Origin of the sequence: Sphingobacterium sp. UBA3519 (genome assembly GCF_002377215.1) — a bacterium.
GTDB classification, from domain to species: domain Bacteria; phylum Bacteroidota; class Bacteroidia; order Sphingobacteriales; family Sphingobacteriaceae; genus Sphingobacterium; species Sphingobacterium multivorum.
Genome location: NZ_DFPI01000008.1, coordinates 1 through 25507 on the forward strand (window position 1 = coordinate 1; position 25507 = coordinate 25507).

A 25507-nucleotide genomic window follows, 5' to 3' on the forward strand; every position below is an offset into this window, starting at 1 on the left:
TTTTTGAGACAGCCTCTTTTTTGTTTAATAGTACGCTGTTTGTGTTAGGCTGATCCTTGGAACGTCGTAAGAATAGGACTATTCCCATTCATCGTTCAGTTTTATGTAATCAATGTTTGAGATATAAGGAGCCTAACTGAACGCCCTAGTTTTATTTACATTACTTGAAAATGTGGTAGCCTCTTATTTATGTACTTGGAACGGCTCATCTTATTATTTAGATGCTTTGGGTGCAGTATCCTATCCGCTTTCTTGGATGTCTGATTACAGTTGATTTAAGATTCTATCTGTTGCAAAGGAAGCAGTATATGAAACGTTGTACCTTCGCCTTCTACAGTCTCAAAATAGATTTGCCCGTTACAGGCTTCAATTGTCTTTTTGACAAGAACTAGTCCTAAACCGTTTCCGGAACTCTTTGTCGTAAAATTAATCTGGAAAATTTTATCCTGCATCTCTTTGGGAATCCCATAACCGTTGTCTTTGATATCTATCTTGACAAATTTGTCTGAGTAGCGTTCAATGGAAATCTCGATCTTCATGTTTTTTCGTCCATAACCGCCCTCAATCGCATTTTTTATCAAATTATTGAAGGTTCTTAATAGCTCATTACCATCTGCTTTAACGATAAGGGTTCTGTGATCCGCATTGTTAATGAGACGAATACTTACATTTGGTGTATTGTTGTACAAGGAAATGGACTTTGTTACTTTCTCTACAATATTGATGTTTTCCATTACCGTATTTGGAAATTTTGCAAAATGTGAAAATTCTGAGGCAATATGCGTCAATGCATCGATTTGTTCGATGAATGAAGTGGAGAATTTATTGAAGCGATCCGGAAATTTAGGGTCCTCGTCTTTGTACGATCTGCGGAGTTGCTGAATGCCTAATTTCATTGGTGTCAACGGATTTTTGATTTCATGGGCAATCTGTTGAGCCATCTCACGCCAAGTTGATTCTCGCTCGGTATCTTTGATCTTATTAGCATAGTCCTCCAGCTTTATGATCATAAGATTATATTCTTTGATCAATGTACCTATTTCATCATTTCGTTGCCAAAACAGAGGCTCGTTGGGCTGCCCCAGGCGTAGTTGTGAAATCTTCTTACTGATGATGCTCAATGGATTGGTGACACTGTTGGCCACAAACGTCGCATAAAATCCAAAGCCTATAATAATCAGCGAATAAATGTTCACTATGGTATTTAAAAGAAGATTCTTATTGATATTTTCTTCCTTCTGAAGCGAGAAGTTTGGTATACCTATATAAGCCAGTGTATTATAGTTTTTATCCCTGATGGTGGCGTAGCTGGTCTCAAATTGGAAAGTGCCAATACGCTCATCTTCAATTGTCTCCGATTTTTTTAAGATGGAAAGATTTTTCAGTGCAGCCGGATTAATGAAAGTAGAGAAAAGCTCCAGATCGTAGATTCTACGCTGCGAACTGTAAAGTAACCTGCCTGATTTGGAATAAAGATTGAAGTCTTTGGAAATTGTTTCGGATAATGTCTTGAGAATACTGATCAGCTGCGTTTCGGTGGATGTTTCATCCGTGTAGGTCAACATATTTTCCATCCGTTTACCCAGCTCGATAATAAAGCGCTCTTTACTTGCTTTATTGTTATTATAAAGCTGCTTGTTGATACTTATATATGAAATTACCGCTGAAATAAGAATAGCCAGAATTACCGATGAGATGATGGAAGTCTGAATACGTGTAGAGTACTGTATTTTATTTACTATTTTGTAGAACTGATACTTTAAATTACGGAAAGTTAGCTTGGTGTTTTTAAGAAAGATATAGAGTGATTTTATGAAATGGAAAAGCATGAAAATCATAAAAAATACCAAGAACAGAAATGAAGTCGTCGCTAGATAATCCCAAAAAGAAGGTTTTTGTTTACTGATAACGTATGTAGAAAATTTATTGGCAACATAAGCCATATGTAGGTATGCATCTCGGTCGAGTACTTGAATATATTCCCCTGGAACACCTTTCAGCCCCCTCAAATTGTTCTCGTAAGTATATTTCCCAAACTGTGTTATTAAGGAGCCGCCTTTATAGAGGGCTATCGAATAATCTCCTTTATTATAATATTGCGAATTGTTAATCCGCATATCGGTAAGGATTTCGGGATAGGGAACCGTATAGCTAAAATCTTTATTGGAAAGATTGACGATAACATTGACAATTCTATTTTGGTCAATGGTGACAGGGATGATGGAGAAGTATTCATGCGTACCTAATTCCGCACTGGAACGGTAAAAGTTCTGCGTGACTTTTATCGACTTGTTGATTACTTTTTCTCGATATTCATTGATCTTATTCTGACTGGCTGGATTGAGCGGAATATTATTCTGATCATAATAATATGCTTTGAACTCATATTTGGAAAGATAGCCACTAAAGTACTTTTTCTTGATGAAATCGTTGATCCCTTCAGTGTTGGTATAGGGGAGACTGATATTAAATAGGTGTTTTAATTCTTGATCGTTTGCTAGGCTACTTTCAATATCGGAGAACAATGAAACAGCATTGACATCATCTTCTGATTGTAGGTTACTCAATAAGATCTTCATGTCAATTAAGTTCCGTTCCTTATAGAAACGAGCGTGCGTGATTGCACTTATGATTGCCCAAAGTATCAGTACGGCGATATAATTTGTTAATATATGTCGGTCGAAATACTTCTCGCCAAATGATTTAATCAGGATGATCAGTGCAAGTAACAAATTGACCAGGCTATTTTTCTCAATATAAAAGGAAATGATCAGGATGACAAAAATGACACATGCCAGTTGAATGTTGAGTAGCTGCGTCGGTTTTAACTCTAATTTTTTAAGAAAAAATAGGACAAGATCAATGTAGATGCTCAAGGCCAAAATACCCATGCCAACAATGCCTAAATCGACCCAACTTAGGAAATGTAAATCGACAAGTTTTGTGAAATCAAAATAGATGTTATTGGAGTGCGTAATCAGGGTACCGGCGATGTCATACAATAGACCGAACGACAGGTATATACTTAGAATAAATCCGATTGCGATAGGAATTCTGAAGAACCGGATGTTCTTTATCTTGTCGAAATTGAGCTCTTTGCGAATTGAATAGATAAATAGAATCAACCATAACACCAATATGGTGGTGGACATCACGGACCATATATTGGGGAAGAAGCGATTGTAAGCGTAATTGCGCGAATCGAAAATTGAAAATGTCGCGTTTTCGGACAGCAGATTCCATTTAAGATCGGCAAATTTGACGAGGCTAAATACCGATAATAGCAGTAATGCAGACCACCAGGCCCTTCCTGTCTTGGCCATATGTAGGCAGAGACTATTGAAGAAGATCAATAATGCGATCCAGGCAAGTAGCCAACAGAAGAATTGCAAAATCGTATAGGCGTTTTCATGCTCTCCGTCTTTTAGCTTAACAGAGAATAGATAAGACCCTTCATTGCTATAGATATTTTTAATGGTGACCGTGTCTGTATAGGAGGCAATGTCGATATTTCGAGAGTCGAAAAAGTTCCTCCGCAATGAGCTATTTAAATAGGGGTTGTTGTTATTTGTATAGCCTTTAACAATAATATAGGCGAGTATACTGATATTGCCAATTGTTTTTTTTCGAACAACGTAAGAACGGTTATCATCCTGAATAAAATTGGATTTTTCCGGAAATCCCTGATCTGTAATTGGCACAAATAAATGCGTGCTCCACATCTTCGGTTCATGGTCCTTAAAGAGAAATAAATAAACCTTCTCATTGGTTTTGAACTTTTCAAATGCCTGATAAACTGCTATTGGGTACTGATCGTAGTTTTTAAATGTTTTGAGCAGGAGTGAATCATTAAAAATTCGGTCGACTTTTTTCTCTTGTTGAGCGATATAATCATTGAGTGATTTTGTATCAATGTCCAGTATTTCCTTATTGGTAACAGATTCTTTAATGGTGATAGCTGTTCCTATAAAGCATAAAGTCAAGATAAGTAGGAGTAATCGAATTTTTATACCAGAATTCACGTTCGTCAATTTACATTATTGTAAATATAAAAAAAAGTCCTTGCTTTCTTAAGGCAAGGACTTTTATATTATTTTCTGAATAGCCTATTTTAATTGGCTAGAAAGAATTTTCAATCGGTTTCTTAAGCTTTGTTAACGCTATCGAAAACACGAAGGATTTTAATTGCTTATTAAGCGTGCGGTTCTTCTTGTCTGAAGATTTTAGCAGTCAAGTACTCACGGTTTAAGCGAGCAATGTTTGTTAATTTGATTCCTACAGGACATTCTGCTTCGCAAGCACCTGTATTGGTACAGTTACCGAAACCTTCAGCATCCATTTGATCTACCATTGCCTGTGCACGTTCGTAACGCTCAGTTTGGCCTTGAGGTAATAAGGCAAATTGAGATACTTTTGCAGACACAAATAACATTGCAGAAGCATTTTTACATGCTGCAACACAAGCACCACAACCGATACATGTAGCCGATTCAAATGCTTCGTCAGCGATACGTTTAGGAATCGGAATAACATTGGCATCAGGAACACCACCTGTATTAACATTTACATATCCACCAGCTTGTTGAATGCGGTCAAAAGCTGTACGGTCTGTTGCAAGGTCTTTCAATACAGGGAATGCAGCAGCTCTCCAAGGTTCAATCACGATAGTCTGTCCATCGTGGAAGCTACGCATGTGCAATTGACATGTTGTTGTACCTTCTTTAGGACCGTGAGGGCGACCGTTGATGACTAATGAACACATCCCGCAGATACCTTCACGACAGTCGTGATCGAAATATACAGGATCTTCTCCTTTACGAGTCAATTCTTCATTGACAATATCAAGCATCTCTAAGAAAGACATATCATCAGCGATATCGTTTGCCTGATAAGTTACAAATTGACCTTTATCTTTATCATTTTTTTGACGCCAAACTTTCAGCGTTAAATTCATATGTTGTGCCATGATAATTTTCCTTCTTATTTATAACTTCTTTGTGTTAACTGAACGTTCTCGAATACCAAGTCTTCCTTGTGTAATTCCTCAGGTACATTGTCTCCTTTGTATTCCCAAGCAGATACATAGGCGAATTCATCATCGTTACGTTTTGCTTCACCTTCTTCAGTTTGGCTTTCTAAACGGAAGTGACCACCACAAGACTCCGCGCGTTGCAATGCATCGACTACCATTAACTCACCTAATTCTAAGAAGTCAGCTACGCGACCAGCTTTTTCTAAAGAAAGATTTAATTCTTCATTCTCTCCAAGGACTCTAACGTTCGTCCAGAATTCTTTTTTCAACTCTTGGATCAAACCTTGTGCTTTTTGTAAGCCTTCAGCAGTACGAGCCATACCACAGTATTCCCACATGATGAGACCTAGTTTTTTGTGGATATCATCAACCGTTTCAGTACCGTTTAAAGACAACAATTTGTTGATTTTGTCTTCAACTTCCTTACGTGTAGATTCGAATGCCGGATGGTTGTGATCTACTGGTGCGAATGAACCTAGTTTAGCTAGGTAATCACCCACAGTGTAAGGAATTACGAAATAACCATCGGCAAGACCTTGCATCAATGCCGAAGCACCTAAGCGGTTTGCGCCGTGGTCAGAGAAGTTACACTCACCCAATGCATACAAACCTGGGATTGTAGTCATCAAGTTGTAATCAACCCATACGCCACCCATTGTATAGTGAACAGCTGGATAGATACGCATTGGTTGTTTGTAAGGGTTCTCGTCCGTGATTTGGTAGTACATGTCAAATAAGTTACCATATTTAGCACGTACAGCATCTTCGCCTAGACGACCGATAGCTTCTTTAAAATCCAAGAATACCGCAAAACCAGTTTTACCAACACCACGACCATCATCAACAGCTTCTTTTGCATTACGAGATGCCACGTCACGTGGTACCAAGTTACCGAATGAAGGGTATTTACGCTCCAAGAAATAATCTCTGTCGTCTTCTTTGATGTCATTGGCTTTGATCTCACCTTTACGCAATCTTTCAGCCATTTCTTGAGTTTTAGGAACCCATACACGGCCGTCATTACGTAGAGACTCTGACATCAATGTCAATTTAGATTGGTGATCACCTGTTACCGGGATACAAGTTGGGTGAATTTGCGTATAACAAGGGTTTGCAAAGTAAGCACCACGTTTGTGCGCTCTCCAAGCTGCTGTAACGTTACATCCCATTGCATTTGTCGACAAGAAGAATACGTTACCGTAACCACCAGTACACATCAATACTGCATGTGCAGCATGCGTTTCGATTTTACCTGAAACCAAGTCACGAGTGACGATACCTTTAGCATGACCATCGATCATAACTAAGTCTAACATCTCATGACGCGTATACGATTTTACTTTCCCTTTTTTGATTTGACGGTTTAACGCTGAATAAGCGCCCAACAACAATTGTTGTCCCGTTTGACCACGTGCATAGAACGTACGGCTAACTTGCGCACCACCGAAAGAACGGTTGTCTAATAGACCTCCGTATTCACGCGCAAAAGGAACACCTTGAGCAACACATTGGTCAATGATGTTGACAGATACCTCAGCCAAACGGTAAACGTTTGCCTCACGTGAGCGGTAGTCACCACCTTTGATTGTATCGTAGAATAAACGGAAAACAGAGTCACCGTCATTTTGGTAGCTCTTTGCTGCATTGATACCACCTTGTGCTGCAATAGAGTGCGCACGACGAGGTGAATCTTGATAACAGAATGTAATTACATTATATCCTAATTCAGCTAAAGACGCTGCTGCAGATGCACCAGCAAGACCTGTACCAACAACAATAACGGTAAATTTACGTTTGTTAGCAGGGTTAACCAACTTAAGATTAAATTTATGATTTGACCACTTTTGGGCTAATGGGCCCGCTGGTACTTTTGAATCTAACATATCTCTTAATTTTATATTAATGAATAGAGCTGCTGCTCTATCTTAAAAGATTCTGAATTATTTAAAGAAGAAAAACAATGGCATTATTGCAAAACCAATTGGAATTAATACCCCAAATACCCAAACACCGATTGCTCTGATGATTCCAATATATCTTCTGTGGTTAAAACCTAAAGTTTGGAACGCAGATTGGAAACCATGAATTAAGTGGAATGCCAAAGCTGCCATCGCAATAACATACAAAGCGACCAATGCAACATTTTTGAATGCAAAGTCAACTTGCTTATACAAATCTCTTGCCTTTAAGATTTGAACGTTGTTTTCTACCGTTTCTTGGTAGTCGTGGAATTCAGAAGCTTGAAGTTCTCTCGCTGTGGTTTGTCCAGTTGCCAAATCAGTACGGTATTCGATGTACGGTACTTCATCATTGTGAAATTTCCACCAAAAATTAGACATGTGCGTAGCTAAGAATACTAAAATGACAGTACCTAAGATACCCATGTTGCGTGAATTCCACTTGCTGTTTGCTTGACCATCATATTTGGCATAACCAATAGGACGAGCGGCCTTGTTTTTCATCGACAATGTAATAGCGTAGATGACGTGAACAATGACCGAAGCATACAATAAGTAAGAAACGACTTTGATTGGTGTAAAGTGAGTCATAAAATAGGCGTACTTGTTGAACGCTAGACCCGCATCATCTTTAAATAATTGCAAGTTACCAACCAAGTGAACAACTAGGAATAAACATAGGAAGATTCCTGTTAAGCTCATGATTAGCTTCTTCCCAATCGAAGAACTGAAAACTGGCTTTGATTTACTCATTATCCTTGTAATTTAATTTGAATTAGGCAAATCTACTATTTGCTATTAAATATGATACCATTTTGACAAGAAAAAGCAATAATTTAGAACGGTTCTAAAGTTTATTGAAATAAAAAGTCCGTTTTGAATAAAAACGGACTTTCTAACGGTATATGAACAGTGTTTAATGAACTATAGAATACTGAATAACCTATAGCCTAAACCGATACTCCACATGTTAATTTTTGGATTAGCCTGGCTCTCGTTGTTGACTTTATTTAAGCCCATTTCGTAACGTAGATCTACACGCAAGCTTGAAATATCAGCGCCTACACCAAAAGCCCACGCGGTACCATTTTTCTTATAGCTGTTTGGATTTAAATTAGCAATTGGACTGTCTTGTTTGTCATCGACTTTAAATGAAAATATTGGGCCAGTTTGAATCCTTGCTCCAATCGGACCCAAGCCAAAGCGTTTGCCTAATAATACTGGAACATCGACCGTTGTAAATTTAACATCTGTCGATTCACCATTCTCTGCTTTCACGGTCGTGTTTTTACCGGTTAAGTAAACCTCAGGTTGAATATGGAATCCCAAAACACCAACACGTCCATAAAGACCAGCTTGGTAGCCTGCTTTCGTGTCGGAATTGAAATATTTGCCATCGCTTTTAAGTTTGGAGAAGTTCAAACCTCCTTTTACACCCACCTCAAAACCCGGCAAAAGCTGTGCCTGTGCCGTTGCTACGCTACCACAAATCAAAAGTAATGCTGGTAAAATCTTTTTCATAATCTTTTATTTATGTATATATTGTATCTTTAAACAAACTTTTACAGTTCAGTAAAGATATACAAATTTTATACCTAAATCTGAGTTATGCTGAAAATTAACGAAGAACAGTGGCAAGTAGCCAAAGAAAAACTCCGTCGCAAGTACAACCACTTAAGTGATGAAGATTTAGCTTTTAAAGCTGGAGAGGAGGATAAACTGATTGATCGATTGTCTTCTCGTTTGGGCCGTAAACCTTCCTATGTTTTATTTACGATAGGTAAAGAGATCCAGGATATTAGTAGCAACCGATTATGAGTGATGCCATTAGTTGGACCGATTTTGAGAAAGTGGATTTACGGGTAGGAACTATTTTAGAAGTAAAGGACTTTCCGAAAGCTAAAAAGCCAGCCTATCAATTGAAACTTGATTTTGGAGATGAAATTGGTATTTTACAAAGTAGTGCCCAGATTACAGTACACTATAACAAAGAAGAGTTGATTGGAAAGCAAGTGGTCGCAGTTGTGAACTTTCCCAAAAAGCAGATCGCTAATTTCTTTTCGGAGTGTCTCGTGACCGGATTTGCCGACGAAAATGGCGATATTATTTTGACATCCGTCGACAAAAAATTACCAAATGGATCTAAACTTAGTTAAGTTTGTACCATGACATTTATAGATTTTGAAGGAACACAACTCATCGATAGTGACGAGTCGTTCATGCGTATGGCATTGAACGAAGCTAAGGTTGCATACGAAGAGGGGGAGGTACCTATTGGAGCAGTTATTGTTCATCGAGGACGTGTTATAGGGAAAGGTCATAATTTGACGCAGCGATTGAATGATGTGACAGCTCATGCTGAGATGCAGGCTTTTACAGCAGCTGCTAATTACCTTGGAGGCAAATACCTGGATGAATGTACATTATACGTTACCATAGAACCTTGTATTATGTGTGCCGGAGCGGCCTATTGGACACATATTGGTAAAATAGTCTATGGCGCCAAAGATGAAAAGCGTGGCTATTCTCATTTTCACGATAAAATATTACATCCCAAAACAGTCATTACACATGGTATTTTGCAGGAAGAATGTGCTGATTTGGTAAAATCATTTTTTCGTCAAAAACGGTAAGGAAATAATGGATTTATTGTAACACATAAAAACATAACCGTGTATATTGTGTTATATTTGTATGTATAAACGAAGTAATAAACATTTAAATTAAAATAGATATGGCATTTGAATTAGAAGCGTTACCATACGCAGCCGACGCATTGGAACCACATATTGACAAAACTACAATGGAAATCCACCATGACAGACACCATCAGGCATATGTGGATAACTTAAATAAAGCAATCGCAGGTACAGACGCTGAGAACTTATCGTTATTGGATATCATTAAAAATGTAAGTAAATATTCTGCAGCAGTACGTAACAACGGTGGTGGTCATTACAATCACTCTTTGTTTTGGAAAGTTTTAGGCCCAAATGCTGGTGGAGCTCCAACAGGTGAATTAGCCGAAGCAATCAATGCAACATTTGGTTCATTTGATGAGTTGAAAAAGCAACTTCAAGCAGCTGGTGCAACTCGTTTTGGTTCAGGATGGGCGTGGTTAATCGTTGGTGCTGATGGTAAATTAGCCGTAACTTCTACACCAAACCAAGACAATCCTTTGATGGATGTTGCTGAAGTAAAAGGAAATCCTATTTTAGGTATCGATGTTTGGGAGCACGCTTATTACTTGAAATTCCAAAATAAGCGTCCGGCGTATTTAGAAGAAATTTTTAATGTTATCGATTGGGATGCCGTAGCACAAAACTATGCTGCAGCAAAATAATTGAACATTTGATAGAACCATAGAAAAGCGACAATACTAATTTATTGTCGCTTTTCTATTTTATAAACAAAACCTCAGTTGTATTTGTTTATAAGACCATAGTACAACACTACAGTATAATAGTTAACTCCACGATCATACCTGCTACTGATGAAAAATATTTTAATGCTATTAGCAGCACTTTTTATTTTAGGCTCCTGCCAGGGACAGCAGGCAAAAAAAACTGATTTCTCGAAGTTACCGGCAAAAAATACGGCAAGTTTGGATACAGCGACATTTGCGGCAGGTTGTTTTTGGTGTACTGAGGCACAATTCAAAGAGTTAAAGGGGGGTGTACGTGTTGTTTCAGGATATACTGGCGGATGGGTAGCAAATCCAAGTTATACGCAGGTTTGTACAGGGAGCACAGGGCATGCAGAAGCAACCAATATTATTTTTGATCCAAAAGTGATCAGCTACGACAAACTATTGAAGGCCTTCTTTGTCGCACATGATCCAACAGAGCTCAATCGCCAGGGGAATGATATCGGCACCCAATACCGCTCGGCTATTTTTGTGCACGATAAAGAGCAGCTTGACAAGACGCAGTATTATCTTTCGGCGTTAGAAAAAGAGCATGTTTTCAATAAACCTATTGTAACCGAAGTAGTTCCGGCAACAGTCTTTTATTCTGCAGAAGACTATCATCAAGATTATTACAGATTAAATGGGAAAGAACCATACTGCCAATTGGTGATTAAACCGAAATTGGAAAAATTTAAACGTATCTTTTCCAAGGTGCTCAAAGAGGGACAGTAACTTTGGGTATTCATAAAATTTGAGGTAATTTTACTTCTATTAACGCTATTTAGTATCATGCTAACAAGTTGAAACCATGGTTTCTCATGCAAATAATGGAACGAACAAACTTGATAGCTTCATGATTCATTGATAGCATTTTTTGGATGAATAATTAATAATTGTAATATGTCTAAAGGATTTTTTACAGTTCCTGTTCCTACCAATGAACCAGTGTACACTTACGCTGTCGGAACGAAAGAACGTAAATTGTTGAAAGCAGCAATTGATGAGGCACGTTCGAAACAAATCGATATCCCAATGTATATTGGTGGTAAAGAAATCACTACTTCTAAAAAAGTAAACCTAGCTCCTCCACATGACCACCAACATATTTTAGGTCAATACAATCAAGGCGATAAATCTCACGTAACAGATGCAATCAATGCTGCTTTGGCGGCAAAAAAGGATTGGGAAAATCTTACTTGGGAGGATCGTGCTGCAATCTTTTTAAAAGCTGCTGAATTAATTTCGGGAAAATACCGTTATGAGTTGAATGCTGCTACAATGTTGGGGCAATCGAAGAACCCCTATCAGGCAGAAATTGATTCGGCATGTGAGATTGTGGATTTCTTGCGTTTCAATGTACAGTACATGAGTGAAATCTATAAGCAACAACCTCCTATATCAGGTAAAGGTGTTTGGAACCGTGTAGAACAACGTCCTCTTGAAGGTTTTGTATTTGCATTGACTCCATTTAATTTTACAGCTATTGCGGGTAATTTACCGTCGTGTGTTGCAATGATGGGTAATGTTGTTGTATGGAAACCATCCAATACCCAAATCTATTCAGCAAATGTATTGATGAAAATTTTCCGTGAAGCTGGTCTTCCGGATGGTGTAATCAACTTGGTGTATGTTTCAGGTCCTGATGCAGGTGATGTGATTTTCCAACACCCAGATTTCGCAGGTATCCATTTCACTGGCTCAACAGGAGTATTCCAAGACATTTGGAAAACGATCGGTAACAATATCCACCGTTATAAAACATATCCACGTATTGTTGGTGAGACTGGTGGTAAGGATTTTATCGTTGTACACCCTTCGGCTGATTTGAAGGTTGCGAATACAGCTTTAGTTCGTGGTGCTTTTGAATACCAAGGCCAGAAATGTTCTGCTGCCTCACGTGCATATATTCCTAAATCATTGTGGCCAGCATTGAAGGAATCTATGACGAATGACGTAAAATCTTTTACAATCGGCGGAACAGAGGATTTCACGAACTTTTTCAATGCTGTCATTGATGAGAAGTCGTTTGATAAATTAGCGAAGTATATCGACAGAGCTAAAGAATCTAATGAAGCAGAAATTGTAGTTGGTGGTACATACGATAAATCTAAAGGATATTTCATCCATCCAACAATCATTGAGGCTTCAAAACCAGATTACGAAACCATGGTTGAGGAATTGTTCGGACCTGTGCTGACGGTATATGTTTACGAGGATGCTAAGTTTGAAGAAACGTTAGCTATTGTTGATACAACATCTATTTATGCCTTGACAGGATCAATCATTGCGCAAGATCGTTATGCCATTAATTTAGCAACAGATAAATTGAGACATGCTGCGGGTAACTTCTATGTGAATGATAAGTGTACAGGTGCTGTCGTAGGTCAACAACCGTTTGGTGGTGCTAGAGGTTCGGGTACAAACGACAAAGCAGGATCAATGATCAATTTGCTTCGTTGGGTATCTCCTCGTACAATTAAAGAGACGTTTAATCCAGATACAGATTATAGATATCCTTTCTTGGAAAAGGGAGAATAAAGAAGCTAGCATAACAGCTTTGTTAAAATAGAAAAAGGCGCTTATAAAGCGCCTTTTCTATTTTTTAAATAATCCCAATTCTGTTCCGTCGTCTCTAGTCATCCGAATATTCAATGACTTGTTGTTCCCGGCCACATCGATGATGGTTCTTTTCCCCGCTTTTGGACCACCACCTATAAAGACAGGGTAATTGTGGTCTTTATCTGCTGGATAGTATCCATATTGATGGGTGTGGCCCGAGATCATGGCATCAATTTTATATTTCTGAAACAGGGGATGGAAACATGCTCTGTTATCCAGGGTGCCATGCCAGTCGTCCGAATGAAAAATTGGAATATGGCTAATGACAACAGTATGTTGAGCACGCTTTCTTTCTTTGGATTGGAGGACCTGTTCCAGCCATTGAGCCTGTTCTTTTCTGTAGTTATCGTAATCGACTGTTCCGGCGTATACCTCATGATTGTCAGGCTTGTCTTCGCCACTGTCTAGCATGATCCAAAAAATAGGCCCTCTTTTAAAGGCTTGGTAATACTTGTTGTCCGGATAACCAAAATATCGTTTGAAATTACGAGCGAAAGATCCCCTTGTCTCATGGTTTCCTCGATTCATGATGAATGGTTTGCTTGTCGCAAAAAATTCAATTGGCTTTAGCAATTTCTCTGTGATATCTTGCTGATTGGTGACATAATGAAACGAGTCTCCATTCATCACAAAGAAATCGTAAGGCGCGATATCCTGATTTGGGATAAGGTCATGATAACTGCTCTTTTCCTCATGTACATCGTTATATACAAGACAGCGAATCTGCTCTTGATCGCTCTTGGCTAATTTAGCCTCAAAAATAGGTGTTTCTATTTCTTGGCCATATACAATTTTATAAGGATCGAATTTTTGGACTTCCTTCGCCTTGATGCGATAGCGAAATGAGCGCGGCGCGTCCTCAATTGTAAAATGAAAAAAGTCAGTATTGGCGTTGATCATCCCATCTTCGGATTGGTAGATTTTTTTATGGACATTTCCTGCGTTATCGAGAATCTCGAGCCAAGCAAAAGCCTCTTTGCTCAAAATTGTAAAAATACTGACGCCTGTTTCCGTTTGATTCTGTAGATAGGCAGGTACGAGAAAACTGAACTCGCCTTCTGCCTCATTTGCTTCTTTTTCTTGCGCGACGCTTATATTCGGTAATGTAATCCCAGCCAGCGCCAGGACTTCTAAAAATCTTCTTCTGTTAAAATTCATATTTAAAGGTCACAAGTGGTTATTTAATATTTATCTCGACATATAATGGACGATGATCACTAGCGTATTTCTCGTCCAAAATTCGATGGTTAGAAAACCTTGCGGCAACTGTTTTATTGATCATGATATAATCAATTTCAGTAGTGGGTTTATCTTGAGGAAACGTAAATCCATTGGCAATACTGCTTTTTGTGAATATTTTGCTAAGTTCAATAATCGCTGGATCATTGGGCTCGGAGTTCAAATCACCGACAAGGATGGTGGGTAACTTTTCGTTTTTGAAGCGATTGGTGATGAATTTTGCCTGTTCGATTTTGTTTTTGTCTTTCAGGTCAAGGTGTGTATTCGCAAATAAGAGTTTCTTTTTGTGAATAGTGACTTCGATTACAGATAAACTACGTGTTTCGCTTTCCACAGGTGAGGGTAGAAGGTGTTTTTCTACACGTTCAATCGGATTTTTTGACAATATGGCGGTGCCATATTCACCTTTATCCAAGTCTATTCCTTTGGAAAATATATAGTGCATGCCTGTTAATTCGGCTAATTTCTTGGCTTGATTTTCAAAATATGATCTACCGAGATTAACATCGATTTCCTGAAGACCTACAATGTCAGCTTTGGAATTTTTAATAATCTTGGCAACCGTGTCAAGATTGATAATAGATTCTTTTTCAGTGGGTGGGTTTCCATGATGGATATTGAACGAGAGTACGCGTATTGTTTGTGCATGTAGATGGAATACTGAGCTTAGCAGTATTAGAAGGAATAGAATTAGTTTACGATTCATTGTTTATATTAAGTTTAGCATTTGGATGTCAGGCGTTTTTAATTCGCCTTTCTAAAATTAATAAAATCTATGAGTACAAATTGAAAACTTTGGACATGTAACAAAATAATCATCTAAGCACTTGAACTTTCGCAAAAAAATAGCCATCCTAAACAGGATGGCTACCTACATTATACTAATTTTTACAGGAACTAGTCTTCGTTTTCCTCGGTGTTAAGCATTGGATCTTCTCCTGTCACTTCAGCGCGGATTTTAGCTTCAAGTTCGTCCATTAAATCTGGATTGTCGAATAATAAGGCTTTAACAGCGTCTCGACCTTGTCCTAATTTGGTCTCACCATAGCTAAACCAGGAGCCTGCTTTTTTAATAATACCATATTCAACACCTAGATCAATGATTTCACCTACTTTAGAGATACCTTCACCAAAGATGATATCAAATTCCGCTATGCGGAACGGAGGGGCTACTTTATTTTTTACAATCTTCACTTTTACGCGGTTACCCGATACTTCATCAGAATCTTTGATTTGTGATGTACGACGGATATCTAAACGTACAGAAGCGTAAAATTTTAAGGCATTACCACCAGTTGTTGTTTCTGGGTTACCAAACATGACACCAATTTTTTCACGCAATTGGTTGATGAAAATACAACAACAGTTTGTTTTTGAAATTGTACCTGTTAACTTACGTAAAGCCTGAGACATCAAACGAGCTTGAAGCCCCATTTTAGAATCGCCCATTTCGCCTTCGATCTCGCCTTTTGGTACCAAAGCCGCAACGGAGTCAATGACAATAACGTCGATTGCACCAGAACGGATTAGGTTATCAGCAATTTCTAAACCTTGCTCACCATTATCCGGTTGAGAAATCAATAAATTTTCTACATCTACGCCTAATTTTTGAGCGTAATATTTATCAAAAGCATGTTCAGCATCAATGATTGCTGCAATACCGCCTTTTTTTTGTGCCTCTGCAACAATGTGAGTTGCTAAGGTAGTTTTACCCGAAGATTCAGGTCCGTATATTTCAATGATACGGCCTTTTGGTACACCGCCAATGCCTAAGGCGATATCCAAGCCTAGAGATCCTGTAGAAATAGCTTCGATCGGCTCAACAGCAGTATCCCCTAACTTCATAATTGAACCTTTTCCAAAGTTCTTCTCCAATTTATCTAACGTCAGCTGTAAAGCCTTTAGTTTATCTGTGTTGCTCATATTTTTAGTATATATTTCTCAAAATTAAAAATTAAAAATCATAAACCAAATATTTTCACTAAAAAAATTAGCTTTTTGTTTCTGATATAGCTGAAACACTTTTTATATGGTGATTTTTTTCAAAGTATTTGCACATATAAGTAATAGGGCATTTCTCACACATTGGTTTTCGGGCCAGACATATGTAACGTCCGTGTAAGATAAGCCAATGATGAGCAATGGCAATTGTATCTTTGGGTAGATTTTTTACCAACTGTTTTTCTACAGCCAATGGCGTTGTCGCACGATAGGTTAGCCCAAGACGATTTGCAACACGAAAAACATGGGTATCTACGGCCATCGCCGGATTATGATAAACAACAGATGAAATGACATTAGCAGTTTTTCGACCTACACCAGGAAGTTTCACAAGATCCTCAATTTTTTCGGGTACAATGTTGTTGAACTTTTCAATCAGTAGTTGAGCCATTCCAACAAGGTGTTTGGCCTTGTTATTTGGATAGCTTACGGATCGTATATAGCTAAACACCTCGTCTACACTAGAAGCTGCCAAACTGTGTGCATCAGGGTAGCGTTCAAACAATTTGGGCGTGACTTGGTTGATCCTTTTATCTGTACATTGTGCAGATAAAATAACAGCGACCAGTAATTCAAACGGATTACTATAGTTGAGTTCTGTCTGTGCGTCAGGACTATTTTTGGAGAAATAATCTACGAAAGCCTTGTATCGTTCTTGTTTTAACATCGGTTCAAAACTAGCCAAAATTTCCATCAAAAAAGAAATTTTGAAACCTACTACATGGTGAATACTCTGATTTTAATGTGCAAAACGGAAGGGAAGTCTCAACTGTTTTGGATCATAGATAAATCAAGACGATATTAAGGTTAAAAAATAAGGCCTAATCTCCCAGATTAGGCCTTTCTTTTTTCCAGTTGTTTCGAATATGCCAGGATATTCTCTACACTTCTTTTGCTTGGATGAAGCAACATTTTTGGTAATTGAAGTTTCAATTCATTTTCTATGTCCTCGTCTGTCATTACCTTCTCGTTTTGGGTTAGCAAATTTTGAACTTCGTTTTCTGATTGGGTAAAGTTTTCTACCATAAGCATCTGTTGTTTTGTCTCTGTAAGTTAAATAATTAAACGGACAAAAGATAGTTTTGGTATAAAAAACGAGAAAATATTTATTTTTTCTTTTTGTTGGTATATTCTTCTGCTTTTATAATGGCGTTATAAGCATTGACGATTCCTCCGGTGACCGAGATGTCCGCTAATCGAACCGTTTTGGTGGCATCTTCACCAACCTTTATCTGTACCAGTTGGTTCGGCTTTTCCACCGATTCCATAATAATCTGTTTGGTTTCCACCGCGCTCAAATTGGGATAATAAGATCGAATCATTGCCGCCAGACCAGCGACAACGGGCGCAGCCATACTCGTGCCCTGTTCTTCTTTATACTTGGAATCTGGTACCGTTGAGTTGATGTGGACGCCAGGAGCAAAAACGTCGACCGTTTTTTTGCCATAATTGGAAAAATCGGCTAATAGTTCATTGTCCAAATGAAGACCGGTTGCGCCTACGGTGATCCATGCATTGGCAACTCCGGTGGTATCACCTTTTCCATCCGTATAATACTTCATTGGAAAATTAGGTTCTATATCGTTATCTTCACTGTCATTTCCTGCGGCATGAACCATCAATACATCTTTGGATTCAGCATATCTGATGGCATCGTCTACGGCCTGCTTATTATGGGCATAACTTTTCCCAAAGCTCATGTTCAGTACTTTGGCTCCGTTGTCTGCAGCGTAGCGAATAGCATTTGCGACGTCTTTGTCACGCTCATCACCATCAGGGACGAGTCTAACCGTGAGTATTTTAACGTTATCCGCTACTCCATTGATACCGATATTATTATTGCGTTTTGCACCGATAATTCCTGCGACATGGCTGCCATGTAATGCATCTGGTCCCTTTACGTCCGCGTTGCCATAATGGCGCTCTGAAGCATCTTCATAATTATCGCCAACAATAGGTCGAGAATCGTATGCTTTGTTTAAATGATAATCAACTTGATTGTTGAAATATTTTGCACCTTCGGTGATATCATCAAAAAATTTGGCAAAGCCGCCGTTGTGGATTTCATCCTTTGCATAGCCCAGTGCGATGCGTTGCGTATTTGTGGTCGCTTTGAAATTGTCTATGTCCTCCTGTGTGATATCCTCGGGCTTTTTACCTATTTCACGTACCACAGCGTCTATGTTGCGTTTGAGCGCATCGTACGAAAATTGACCCATTTTAGCTTCTTCTAGCTTGTTTTTATATTTGGCAAGCATTTTTTGATAACTAGCGAAAGCTTTTCGACCAGCTTCATTGAGTTCTGTTGCCGCTGTGATGTTTGCAAACTTTTCGTCCAGTATCCTAAGCTGTCTTGTCAGTTCAAGGTTGTCAAACTGAACATCTTCTCCATTGGCGTTTCCAATAAAGTTCCAGCCATATTTATCATTGATATAGCCATTGCCATCATTATCTATACCATTTGCAAGACTATCCTTCACATTGATCCACACGACATCTTTGAGGTCCTCGTGATAAACATCCACACCTCCATCCAATACGCCAACGATGACTGGAGTGGATTTTCTCCCTTTCAATAAAGTTTTATACGTTTTTTCGGTACTGATTCCCATCACCCCATCCGTTTTATAGTCCAAATTAAACCAATTTGCTGGAATGGTATCCGATTGTCCGAAAGAGATAAGTGGCAATGAGCCTAAAGCAATTAGATATAGTGATTTTTTTAAATTCATATGTAAATAATTCTTAATGAAGTGTCTGCTTTCAATGATTGCCATGAACGCATTCCACCTGGTTATTCTCTCCTGTGTGTTTTAATTTTTTTTCAAGAGCGTGCCTGCTCATTTATTCCTAACTATAGCAGAATAGCAAAGATAATGCTAATGCTTCTTCTGAACTGTTAATTTTTATTAAAAGTATTTATAATCCATATCTCTTATTAAACTGTTGACGAAATATCTTAAATTCAAATCTTTCTAGGAGGCTCCTGTTTTATGGGATGGTCCGGACAGCAGAATGAGAAAGCGTTTATATTAAATAGCGAATAAGAAAGCGAATGCAACAAAATAAAAAAATAGTTTGGCCTAATGTAATGGCCCCAATGGCAGCAGTTTACCCTCATGTAAGAAACATACATGATGATGCTGTGCGAGATGATTATTATTGGATGATTGATTACTTTAAAAAAGGAGAAAAAGCTCAAGAAGTTATTGACTATCTGGAAAAGGAAAACGATTACACCAGTTTGATGCTTCAGGATACAGTAGACCTACAGGAGGATCTTTTTCACGAATTGAAGTCCCGTATTAAGGAAAAAGACGAGTCGGTACCTTATTTCAAAAATGGCTACTACTATTATAGCCGTACGGAAGAGGGGAAACAGTATTTTAAATTCTGTCGGAAAAAGGGTACGCTTGAGGGCGAAGAAGAAGTGCTATTGGATGTAGATCAGCTTGCCCAAGGGCATGCATATTATACGGCAAAGGGATTTTCGGTTAGTCCGGATAATCGTTTGCTTGCCTTTAGTGTGGATACCGTATCCCGGAGGGAATATACCATATTTATCAAAAATATTGAGACCGGAGAAATTTATCACGACCAGATAAAGAATACAGAGGGGGCAGCGATATGGGGAAATGATAACCTGACGTTGTTTTATACGGCTAAAAATCCTATAACTTTACTTAGCGAGAGGATTATGCGACATACATTGGGCAGCGATACAAAAGCGGATGTGGCCGTGTATGAAGAGAAAGATAATACAAATTATATTGCTGTCGGGAAATCCAAAAATGGAAAATATATCATCATCAATTCTGAAGGGACATTGTCTTCAGAAATTTGGATATTGAATGCTGATTTACCGCAGTCGGAATTTCGCGTTTTTCAGCCAAGGATACACAATGTTCTCTATTCGGTCATTGCATTGGACGATCGCTTTTTAATTCTGACCAATGATGAGGCCATCAATTTTCAAATCATGCAATGTCCCTTAGATCGTACAGAGCGCGGTAACTGGCAGACATTCATCGATCATCGACCGGATGTATTGGTCAGCGATATTAAAGAGTTTAAGGGTTTTCTAGCTATTGCTGAACGAAAAAACGGATTGACTCAATTGGCAATTTATAATTTAAATAGTCAGCAACAGCACTATTTGGATTTTGGAGAAGTTACCTACACGGTATATCCGGCTATTAATGTTGAATACAACAGCGATAAGTTGCGATATGGCTATACTTCTTTAGTGACACCAAGCTCAGTCTATGAATATGACATGGCTAAGCAGGAGAAAGTATTGTTAAAGCAACAGGAGATTTTGGGTGGATATGACCAAGCTGCATATATCAGCGAGCGTGTTTTTGCAACGGCAAGAGATGGTATTCAGGTGCCGATCTCTATTGTTTATAAAAAAGGAACCAAACTTGATGGTTCAGCTCCATTGTTGCAATATGCCTATGGATCTTACGGGGCATCGATGGACCCCACTTTTTCGAGCAATCGACTGAGTTTGTTGGATCGTGGATTTATCTACGCTTTGGCACATATCAGAGGTGGAGAGGAAATGGGGCGGCAGTGGTATGAAGATGGGAAAATGATGCATAAGATGAATACCTTTTATGATTTTGTGGATTGTGGTAAATACCTGATTGATCGACATTATTGTACACCCGAACATCTTTATGCACAGGGGGGAAGTGCAGGAGGTTTGCTGATGGGCGTAGTCGCTAATATTGCGCCCGAGCTATATCATGGCATAATAGCTCAGGTACCGTTTGTGGATGTAGTGAATACCATGTTGGACGATACTATACCGTTGACTACAAATGAATATGATGAATGGGGCAATCCCAATGAAAAGGAAGCTTATAGTTATATGAAGGCCTATTCTCCATATGAAAACATTGAAGCAAAAGAATACCCCAATTTATTGGTCACAACAGGGCTTCACGACAGTCAGGTGCAGTATTTTGAACCAGCAAAATGGGTGGCTAAACTTAGGGCAACTAAAACCGGAGGTACGGTTTTACTTTTAAAGACAGATATGGATTATGGCCACGGTGGGGCATCTGGTCGATTTGACTACTTAAAGGAAATTGCATTGGAATATGCTTTTCTCTTTAAATTAGAAGGTCTTATTTGAAATTATACAAACGAACAATAAAAAAGCGGCATTCGCCGCTTTTTTATTGTTGAGCATGATTAATGCTATCCTGTTGTTTTTGTAAACGCTCTTCCCGCTCGATCTCTCTCGAGTCGATCTGATGCTGTTGATAATTGTCCATGGCCACTTTACTGGCTTTCTGCGATACGTAAATCGCTAATAGGGCAACAATAGTAATGATTGCTATTCCCCAGGCATATTTATGTTTGTCCTGTTTGACGAGCCAATACATAAAGATAATGTAAGGGACAGCAAAAATAAGATAGAAAATTAAACTCGGTGACATACTATTCTCCATTAAATGATCCCTACAAAAGTATTGTTTTTGACTAAAAATAACGAACCGATAGGAAAAACAACAATTTCAATTGATAAAGCCTTAAACCTTTATACGTTTTGTTGTCAAATTAATATCGCTAATGTGCGCGGTCTATTGCCGGCTTATTGCGGATTAATTGCTTGAAAATGAAGCTTACAACGCGGTTTTGATGGTAGATTGTAAATTTTTGATTTTTGCAAAAAATCAATTAGAATATTGTGGAAAAGAAAAAAATATTTTTATACATTTGCATCGTCAGAAACAATTGACAGCGCATTAAAAAATGAAACAGAACAAAAAGAACGATTATTCTTATACTCAAGCTTTTGAGAAGTTTATGAGGAAGGTCTTCTGTGCTTTCATTTTTGTAGAAATACCTGTTTTACGCCTCCGACGACCTATACTACCTCGGGCTTGATTTGAGGTAGTGAATCTTTCCAAGCAAGACCATGATTGTCCGATGGTTTTGAATCCATTATTTTAATTTATTTAGTAACAAAACACGACAGTAGTTGTTGTTTTATTATTAGGGTCGTAAGTCAATGACTATATCAGATTTTTTAATTATCCCGGCTAAACCTGAGCATGCACATTATGCAGAGGTTATTTGCGACGAAATGTTCGAGTCTGCAAAGGCTCGTGGTACTGGTATTGCGCGTCGTAAACCAGAATACGTTGCCAACAAGATGAATGAAGGTAAAGCAGTGATTGCTTTACATAGAGATGGCCGATGGGCAGGTTTTTGTTATATAGAAACTTGGGGGCATGGTGATTATGTTGCGAACTCAGGTTTGATTGTCAATCCCGAATTCAGAAAAGTCGGTTTGGCAAAAGCGATCAAAAAAAGAGTCTTCGAACTTTCCCGTGAGAAATACCCTAAAGCGAAGATCTTTGGTTTGACAACCGGGTTTGCCGTGATGAAAATCAACTCAGAACTAGGCTATGAACCGGTTCCATATTCCGAATTGACCTCCGATGATGAATTTTGGAAGGGTTGTCAAAGTTGCGTGAATTATGAAATTCTGATGAGCAAAGACCGTAAAAACTGTATGTGTACAGCCATGCTTTGGGACCCCGAAGAGAAAGAACGTGAATTGCGAGAGAAGATCCAGCGCAAGCATGAAGCGAAAGAACGCTTGGAAAGAATTACACAAAAACAGTCTCTGCTAAAGCGTATACAGGCGAAGTTTTGGAAATCGGCCAATAAATTTATTGCCGTCAATTTTCCGAAGCATAACAAAGTCGCAAAAGGATATTAAGCTAAAGCTGATCGATTATATTGAAAATAGATGTAACAGGTAACTGAAGACGTTCATAATAACAAGATCAGTTCAAGGTTCTCTCAACATAATAATAAAAAACCGAGTGAAACGAGCTTAAGTCAGCCGTTGAAAACAAACACTCATAAAATAACATTCTAATGAAAAAAGTAGTTTTAGCATTTAGTGGCGGATTAGATACTTCATTCTGTTGTATTTATCTTACACAAGATTTAGGTTTAGAAGTTCATTCCGTAGTTGTAAATACAGGTGGTTTTTCGGATGAAGAATTAAAAAATATTGAAGAACGTGCTTATGCTTTAGGTGTGAAATCACATACAGCTATAGACGAAACGGCAGACTATTACCGCGAAACTATTAAATTTTTGATTTTTGGCAATGTGTTAAAAAATGCGACTTATCCATTGTCAGTATCTGCTGAGCGTGTATGCCAAGCAACCGCAATTGCAAACTACGCAAAGAAAATTGGTGCTGAATGTGTTGCTCATGGATCTACCGGTGCAGGAAACGACCAAGTACGTTTCGATATGATTTTCCAGACCCTGATTCCAGGAGTGGAAATTATCACCCCAATCCGTGATCTGCAATTGTCGCGTGAAGCCGAAATTGAGTATTTGAATAAGCATGGTGTAGAGTATTCTGCTGAAAAAGCAAAATACTCCATCAATAAAGGACTTTGGGGTACTTCTGTTGGTGGAGCAGAAACATTGACATCCAACCAATATTTGCCTGAATCGGCATGGCCTACTCCAGTGACTTCTTCAGAGCCACAACAAATTACAATCGATTTTGAAAAAGGAGAGCCTGTGGCCTTAAATGGTGAGAAAATGGCTTCTGTTAAAGTGATTCAAGAATTACAGGCAATCGCTCAACCATACGGTATTGGCCGTGATATCCACGTGGGTGATACCATCATTGGTATCAAAGGTCGTGTGGGTTTTGAAGCTGCTGCTTCTGTCATTTTAATTAAGGCACACCATGCCTTAGAAAAACATACCTTGACCAAATGGCAATTGTCTTGGAAAGACCAAATCGCTGCTTTCTATGGAAATTATATGCACGAAGGCCAAATGCACGATCCCGTTATGCGTGATATTGAAGCATTCTTGCAATCTTCACAAGAAACAGTGACTGGCCGAGTGATTGTTGAACTTCACCCATACCGTTTTGTCGTCATTGGTGTCGAGTCTGAACACGATTTGATGTCCAATAAATTCGGTAGCTATGGTGAGATGAATAAGGGCTATACAGGTGACGATGTGAAAGGTTTCTCCAAAATTTTTGGAAATCAAACCATCATTTGGCACAAAGTGAATAAAAAATAAACCGTGTTTTGTGCCCTGTATTTTTTCTTAACGTAAAATTGATAAGAAAAAATACAGGGCATAATGGGGGACAACACATCCCTAAATTCTAAATTCAAAAAAATGATAAGAGTAGGAATAATTGGTTCGGCAGGATATACTGGTGGTGAATTATTACGTGTATTGATTTATCATCCTGAGGTGGAAATCGTATTTGCTAATAGTGCTTCCAATGCAGGAAATAAGTTATATGAAGTTCACAATGATTTATTTGGCGATACTGAATTGACCTTCTCTTCCGACTATCACTCCGCGATTGATGTCTTGTTTTTATGTGTGGGCCATGGAGATGCACGCAAATTTTTAGATGCAAATCCGATCGATGCATCCGTGAAGATTATTGATCTTTCACAAGATTATCGTCTTCGTGCGAATACAGCTTTCCAAGGGCACCAATTTGTGTATGGGCTTCCAGAACTAAACAAAGAAGCAATCAAAACAGCGCAGTATATTGCAAACCCAGGATGCTTTGCTACAAACATACAATTGGCTTTATTGCCATTAGCGAGTAAAGGCTTATTACCGGATCAAATCCATGTTAATGCAACGACTGGATCAACAGGAGCGGGGCAAAAACCGGGTGCAACCACGCATTTTTCCTGGCGTAACAATAATCTTTCTGCTTACAAATCTTTTGAACACCAGCATTTACAGGAAATTTCAGAATCTTTGGATCAGCTGCAAGCGGGATTTTTACCGGTGTCAGCAGGATCGTTGTTGGAACGTGCTGCAGCAAAAATTAATTTTGTTCCACAACGTGGAGATTTTGCCCGGGGAATTTTCTCGGCTATTTATGTAGACACCGATTTGTCTGAAGAGCAGGCCTACGCATTGTATGAGAGCTATTATGCCGCTCACCCTTTTACGCATATCAGCAAAAAAAATATCGACCTTAAGCAGGTTGTCAATACAAATAAAAGTATTATCCACCTCGAAAAGCACGGAAATAAGCTCCTTATTTTAAATGCGACTGATAATTTGCTTAAAGGAGCATCCGGTCAAGCTGTACAAAATATGAACTTAATGTTCGGTTTAGACGAGCGTACAGGATTAAACTTGAAAAGCGTTGGTTTTTAACCCTTTTTAGGATATTAAACAGCAATATTAACAAGTTGTGAATAA

At 38.5% G+C, this 25507-nt stretch carries 21 protein-coding genes; 10 read left to right on the plus strand and 11 right to left on the minus strand.

Annotated features, from left to right (window positions below):
* Positions 1-275: 275 nt before the first annotated feature.
* From B3297_RS03420 to B3297_RS03440, 5 genes are all read right to left on the minus strand, one after another.
* Entirely contained in the window at positions 276-4022 is a 3747-nt protein-coding gene (locus B3297_RS03420) for a HAMP domain-containing sensor histidine kinase (protein ID WP_286778442.1), read from the minus strand.
* A gap of 170 nt (positions 4023-4192) precedes the next feature.
* Positions 4193-4966, minus strand: coding sequence for a succinate dehydrogenase/fumarate reductase iron-sulfur subunit (locus B3297_RS03425; protein ID WP_172462311.1), 774 nt, complete (start codon positions 4964-4966; stop codon positions 4193-4195).
* A 14-nt stretch (positions 4967-4980) separates the two neighbouring features.
* Positions 4981-6915, minus strand: coding sequence for a fumarate reductase/succinate dehydrogenase flavoprotein subunit (locus B3297_RS03430; RefSeq protein ID WP_070561950.1), 1935 nt, complete (start codon positions 6913-6915; stop codon positions 4981-4983).
* A gap of 57 nt (positions 6916-6972) precedes the next feature.
* Entirely contained in the window at positions 6973-7743 is a 771-nt protein-coding gene (locus B3297_RS03435; RefSeq protein WP_046674909.1) for a succinate dehydrogenase cytochrome b subunit, read from the minus strand.
* 171 nt (positions 7744-7914) lie between these two features.
* On the minus strand, positions 7915-8511 hold the full coding sequence (locus B3297_RS03440) for a porin family protein (protein WP_286767316.1): 597 nt from the start codon (positions 8509-8511) through the stop codon (positions 7915-7917).
* An 87-nt stretch (positions 8512-8598) separates the two neighbouring features.
* On the opposite strand from B3297_RS03440, the gene B3297_RS03445 reads away from it, so the two are divergent.
* From B3297_RS03445 to pruA, 6 genes are all read left to right on the plus strand, one after another.
* Entirely contained in the window at positions 8599-8808 is a 210-nt protein-coding gene (locus B3297_RS03445; protein WP_112373906.1) for a hypothetical protein, read from the plus strand.
* Positions 8805-9146, plus strand: coding sequence for a tRNA-binding protein (locus B3297_RS03450; RefSeq protein WP_112373905.1), 342 nt, complete (start codon positions 8805-8807; stop codon positions 9144-9146). Before B3297_RS03445 ends, B3297_RS03450 begins: the two co-directional genes overlap by 4 nt.
* A 9-nt stretch (positions 9147-9155) precedes the next feature.
* Positions 9156-9623, plus strand: a complete 468-nt coding sequence (locus B3297_RS03455; protein ID WP_286754821.1) for a nucleoside deaminase — start codon at positions 9156-9158, stop codon at positions 9621-9623.
* Positions 9624-9724: 101 nt separating this feature from the next.
* Positions 9725-10333 carry a superoxide dismutase gene (locus B3297_RS03460; protein ID WP_286778443.1) on the plus strand — a complete coding sequence of 203 codons (609 nt, stop codon included), beginning with the start codon at positions 9725-9727 and terminating at the stop codon, positions 10331-10333.
* A gap of 150 nt (positions 10334-10483) precedes the next feature.
* Entirely contained in the window at positions 10484-11131 is a 648-nt protein-coding gene (msrA, locus tag B3297_RS03465; RefSeq protein WP_286778444.1) for a peptide-methionine (S)-S-oxide reductase MsrA, read from the plus strand.
* Positions 11132-11299: 168 nt separating this feature from the next.
* A complete protein-coding gene (gene pruA, locus B3297_RS03470; RefSeq protein WP_070561966.1) occupies positions 11300-12937 on the plus strand; it encodes an L-glutamate gamma-semialdehyde dehydrogenase in 1638 nt (545 codons plus the stop codon).
* 57 nt (positions 12938-12994) lie between these two features.
* On the opposite strand, the gene B3297_RS03475 is transcribed toward pruA, so the two are convergent.
* From B3297_RS03475 to B3297_RS03495, 5 genes are all read right to left on the minus strand, one after another.
* Positions 12995-14176: a metallophosphoesterase family protein gene (locus B3297_RS03475; RefSeq protein WP_070561968.1), complete on the minus strand. Its 1182-nt coding sequence runs from the start codon at positions 14174-14176 to the stop codon at positions 12995-12997.
* A gap of 19 nt (positions 14177-14195) precedes the next feature.
* Positions 14196-14963, minus strand: a complete 768-nt coding sequence (locus tag B3297_RS03480) for an endonuclease/exonuclease/phosphatase family protein (protein WP_286710089.1) — start codon at positions 14961-14963, stop codon at positions 14196-14198.
* Positions 14964-15154: 191 nt separating this feature from the next.
* Positions 15155-16180 (minus strand): recombinase RecA, encoded by a 1026-nt coding sequence (gene recA, locus B3297_RS03485; RefSeq protein WP_070561972.1) that lies wholly within the window; start codon positions 16178-16180, stop codon positions 15155-15157.
* Between the two features lie 67 nt (positions 16181-16247).
* Entirely contained in the window at positions 16248-16925 is a 678-nt protein-coding gene (gene nth / locus B3297_RS03490) for an endonuclease III (protein WP_070562044.1), read from the minus strand.
* Positions 16926-17364: 439 nt separating this feature from the next.
* A complete protein-coding gene (locus tag B3297_RS03495) occupies positions 17365-18990 on the minus strand; it encodes a S8 family serine peptidase (RefSeq protein ID WP_286754825.1) in 1626 nt (541 codons plus the stop codon).
* A gap of 368 nt (positions 18991-19358) precedes the next feature.
* Between B3297_RS03495 and B3297_RS03500 the strand changes: the two genes are divergently transcribed.
* Positions 19359-21401 carry a S9 family peptidase gene (locus B3297_RS03500; protein ID WP_254667650.1) on the plus strand — a complete coding sequence of 681 codons (2043 nt, stop codon included), beginning with the start codon at positions 19359-19361 and terminating at the stop codon, positions 21399-21401.
* A gap of 43 nt (positions 21402-21444) precedes the next feature.
* Here B3297_RS03500 and B3297_RS03505 read toward each other — a convergent pair whose 3' ends face one another.
* A complete protein-coding gene (locus B3297_RS03505) occupies positions 21445-21708 on the minus strand; it encodes a hypothetical protein (RefSeq protein ID WP_046674987.1) in 264 nt (87 codons plus the stop codon).
* A gap of 575 nt (positions 21709-22283) precedes the next feature.
* Between B3297_RS03505 and B3297_RS03510 the strand changes: the two genes are divergently transcribed.
* The 3 genes from B3297_RS03510 (at position 22284) to argC (ending at position 25462) form a co-directional block, all read left to right on the plus strand.
* Positions 22284-23000, plus strand: a complete 717-nt coding sequence (locus B3297_RS03510; RefSeq protein ID WP_070561978.1) for a GNAT family N-acetyltransferase — start codon at positions 22284-22286, stop codon at positions 22998-23000.
* Positions 23001-23161: 161 nt separating this feature from the next.
* Positions 23162-24346: an argininosuccinate synthase gene (gene argG, locus B3297_RS03515; RefSeq protein WP_070561980.1), complete on the plus strand. Its 1185-nt coding sequence runs from the start codon at positions 23162-23164 to the stop codon at positions 24344-24346.
* Positions 24347-24448: 102 nt separating this feature from the next.
* Positions 24449-25462, plus strand: coding sequence for an N-acetyl-gamma-glutamyl-phosphate reductase (gene argC, locus B3297_RS03520; protein WP_139144907.1), 1014 nt, complete (start codon positions 24449-24451; stop codon positions 25460-25462).
* Positions 25463-25507 lie beyond the last annotated feature (45 nt).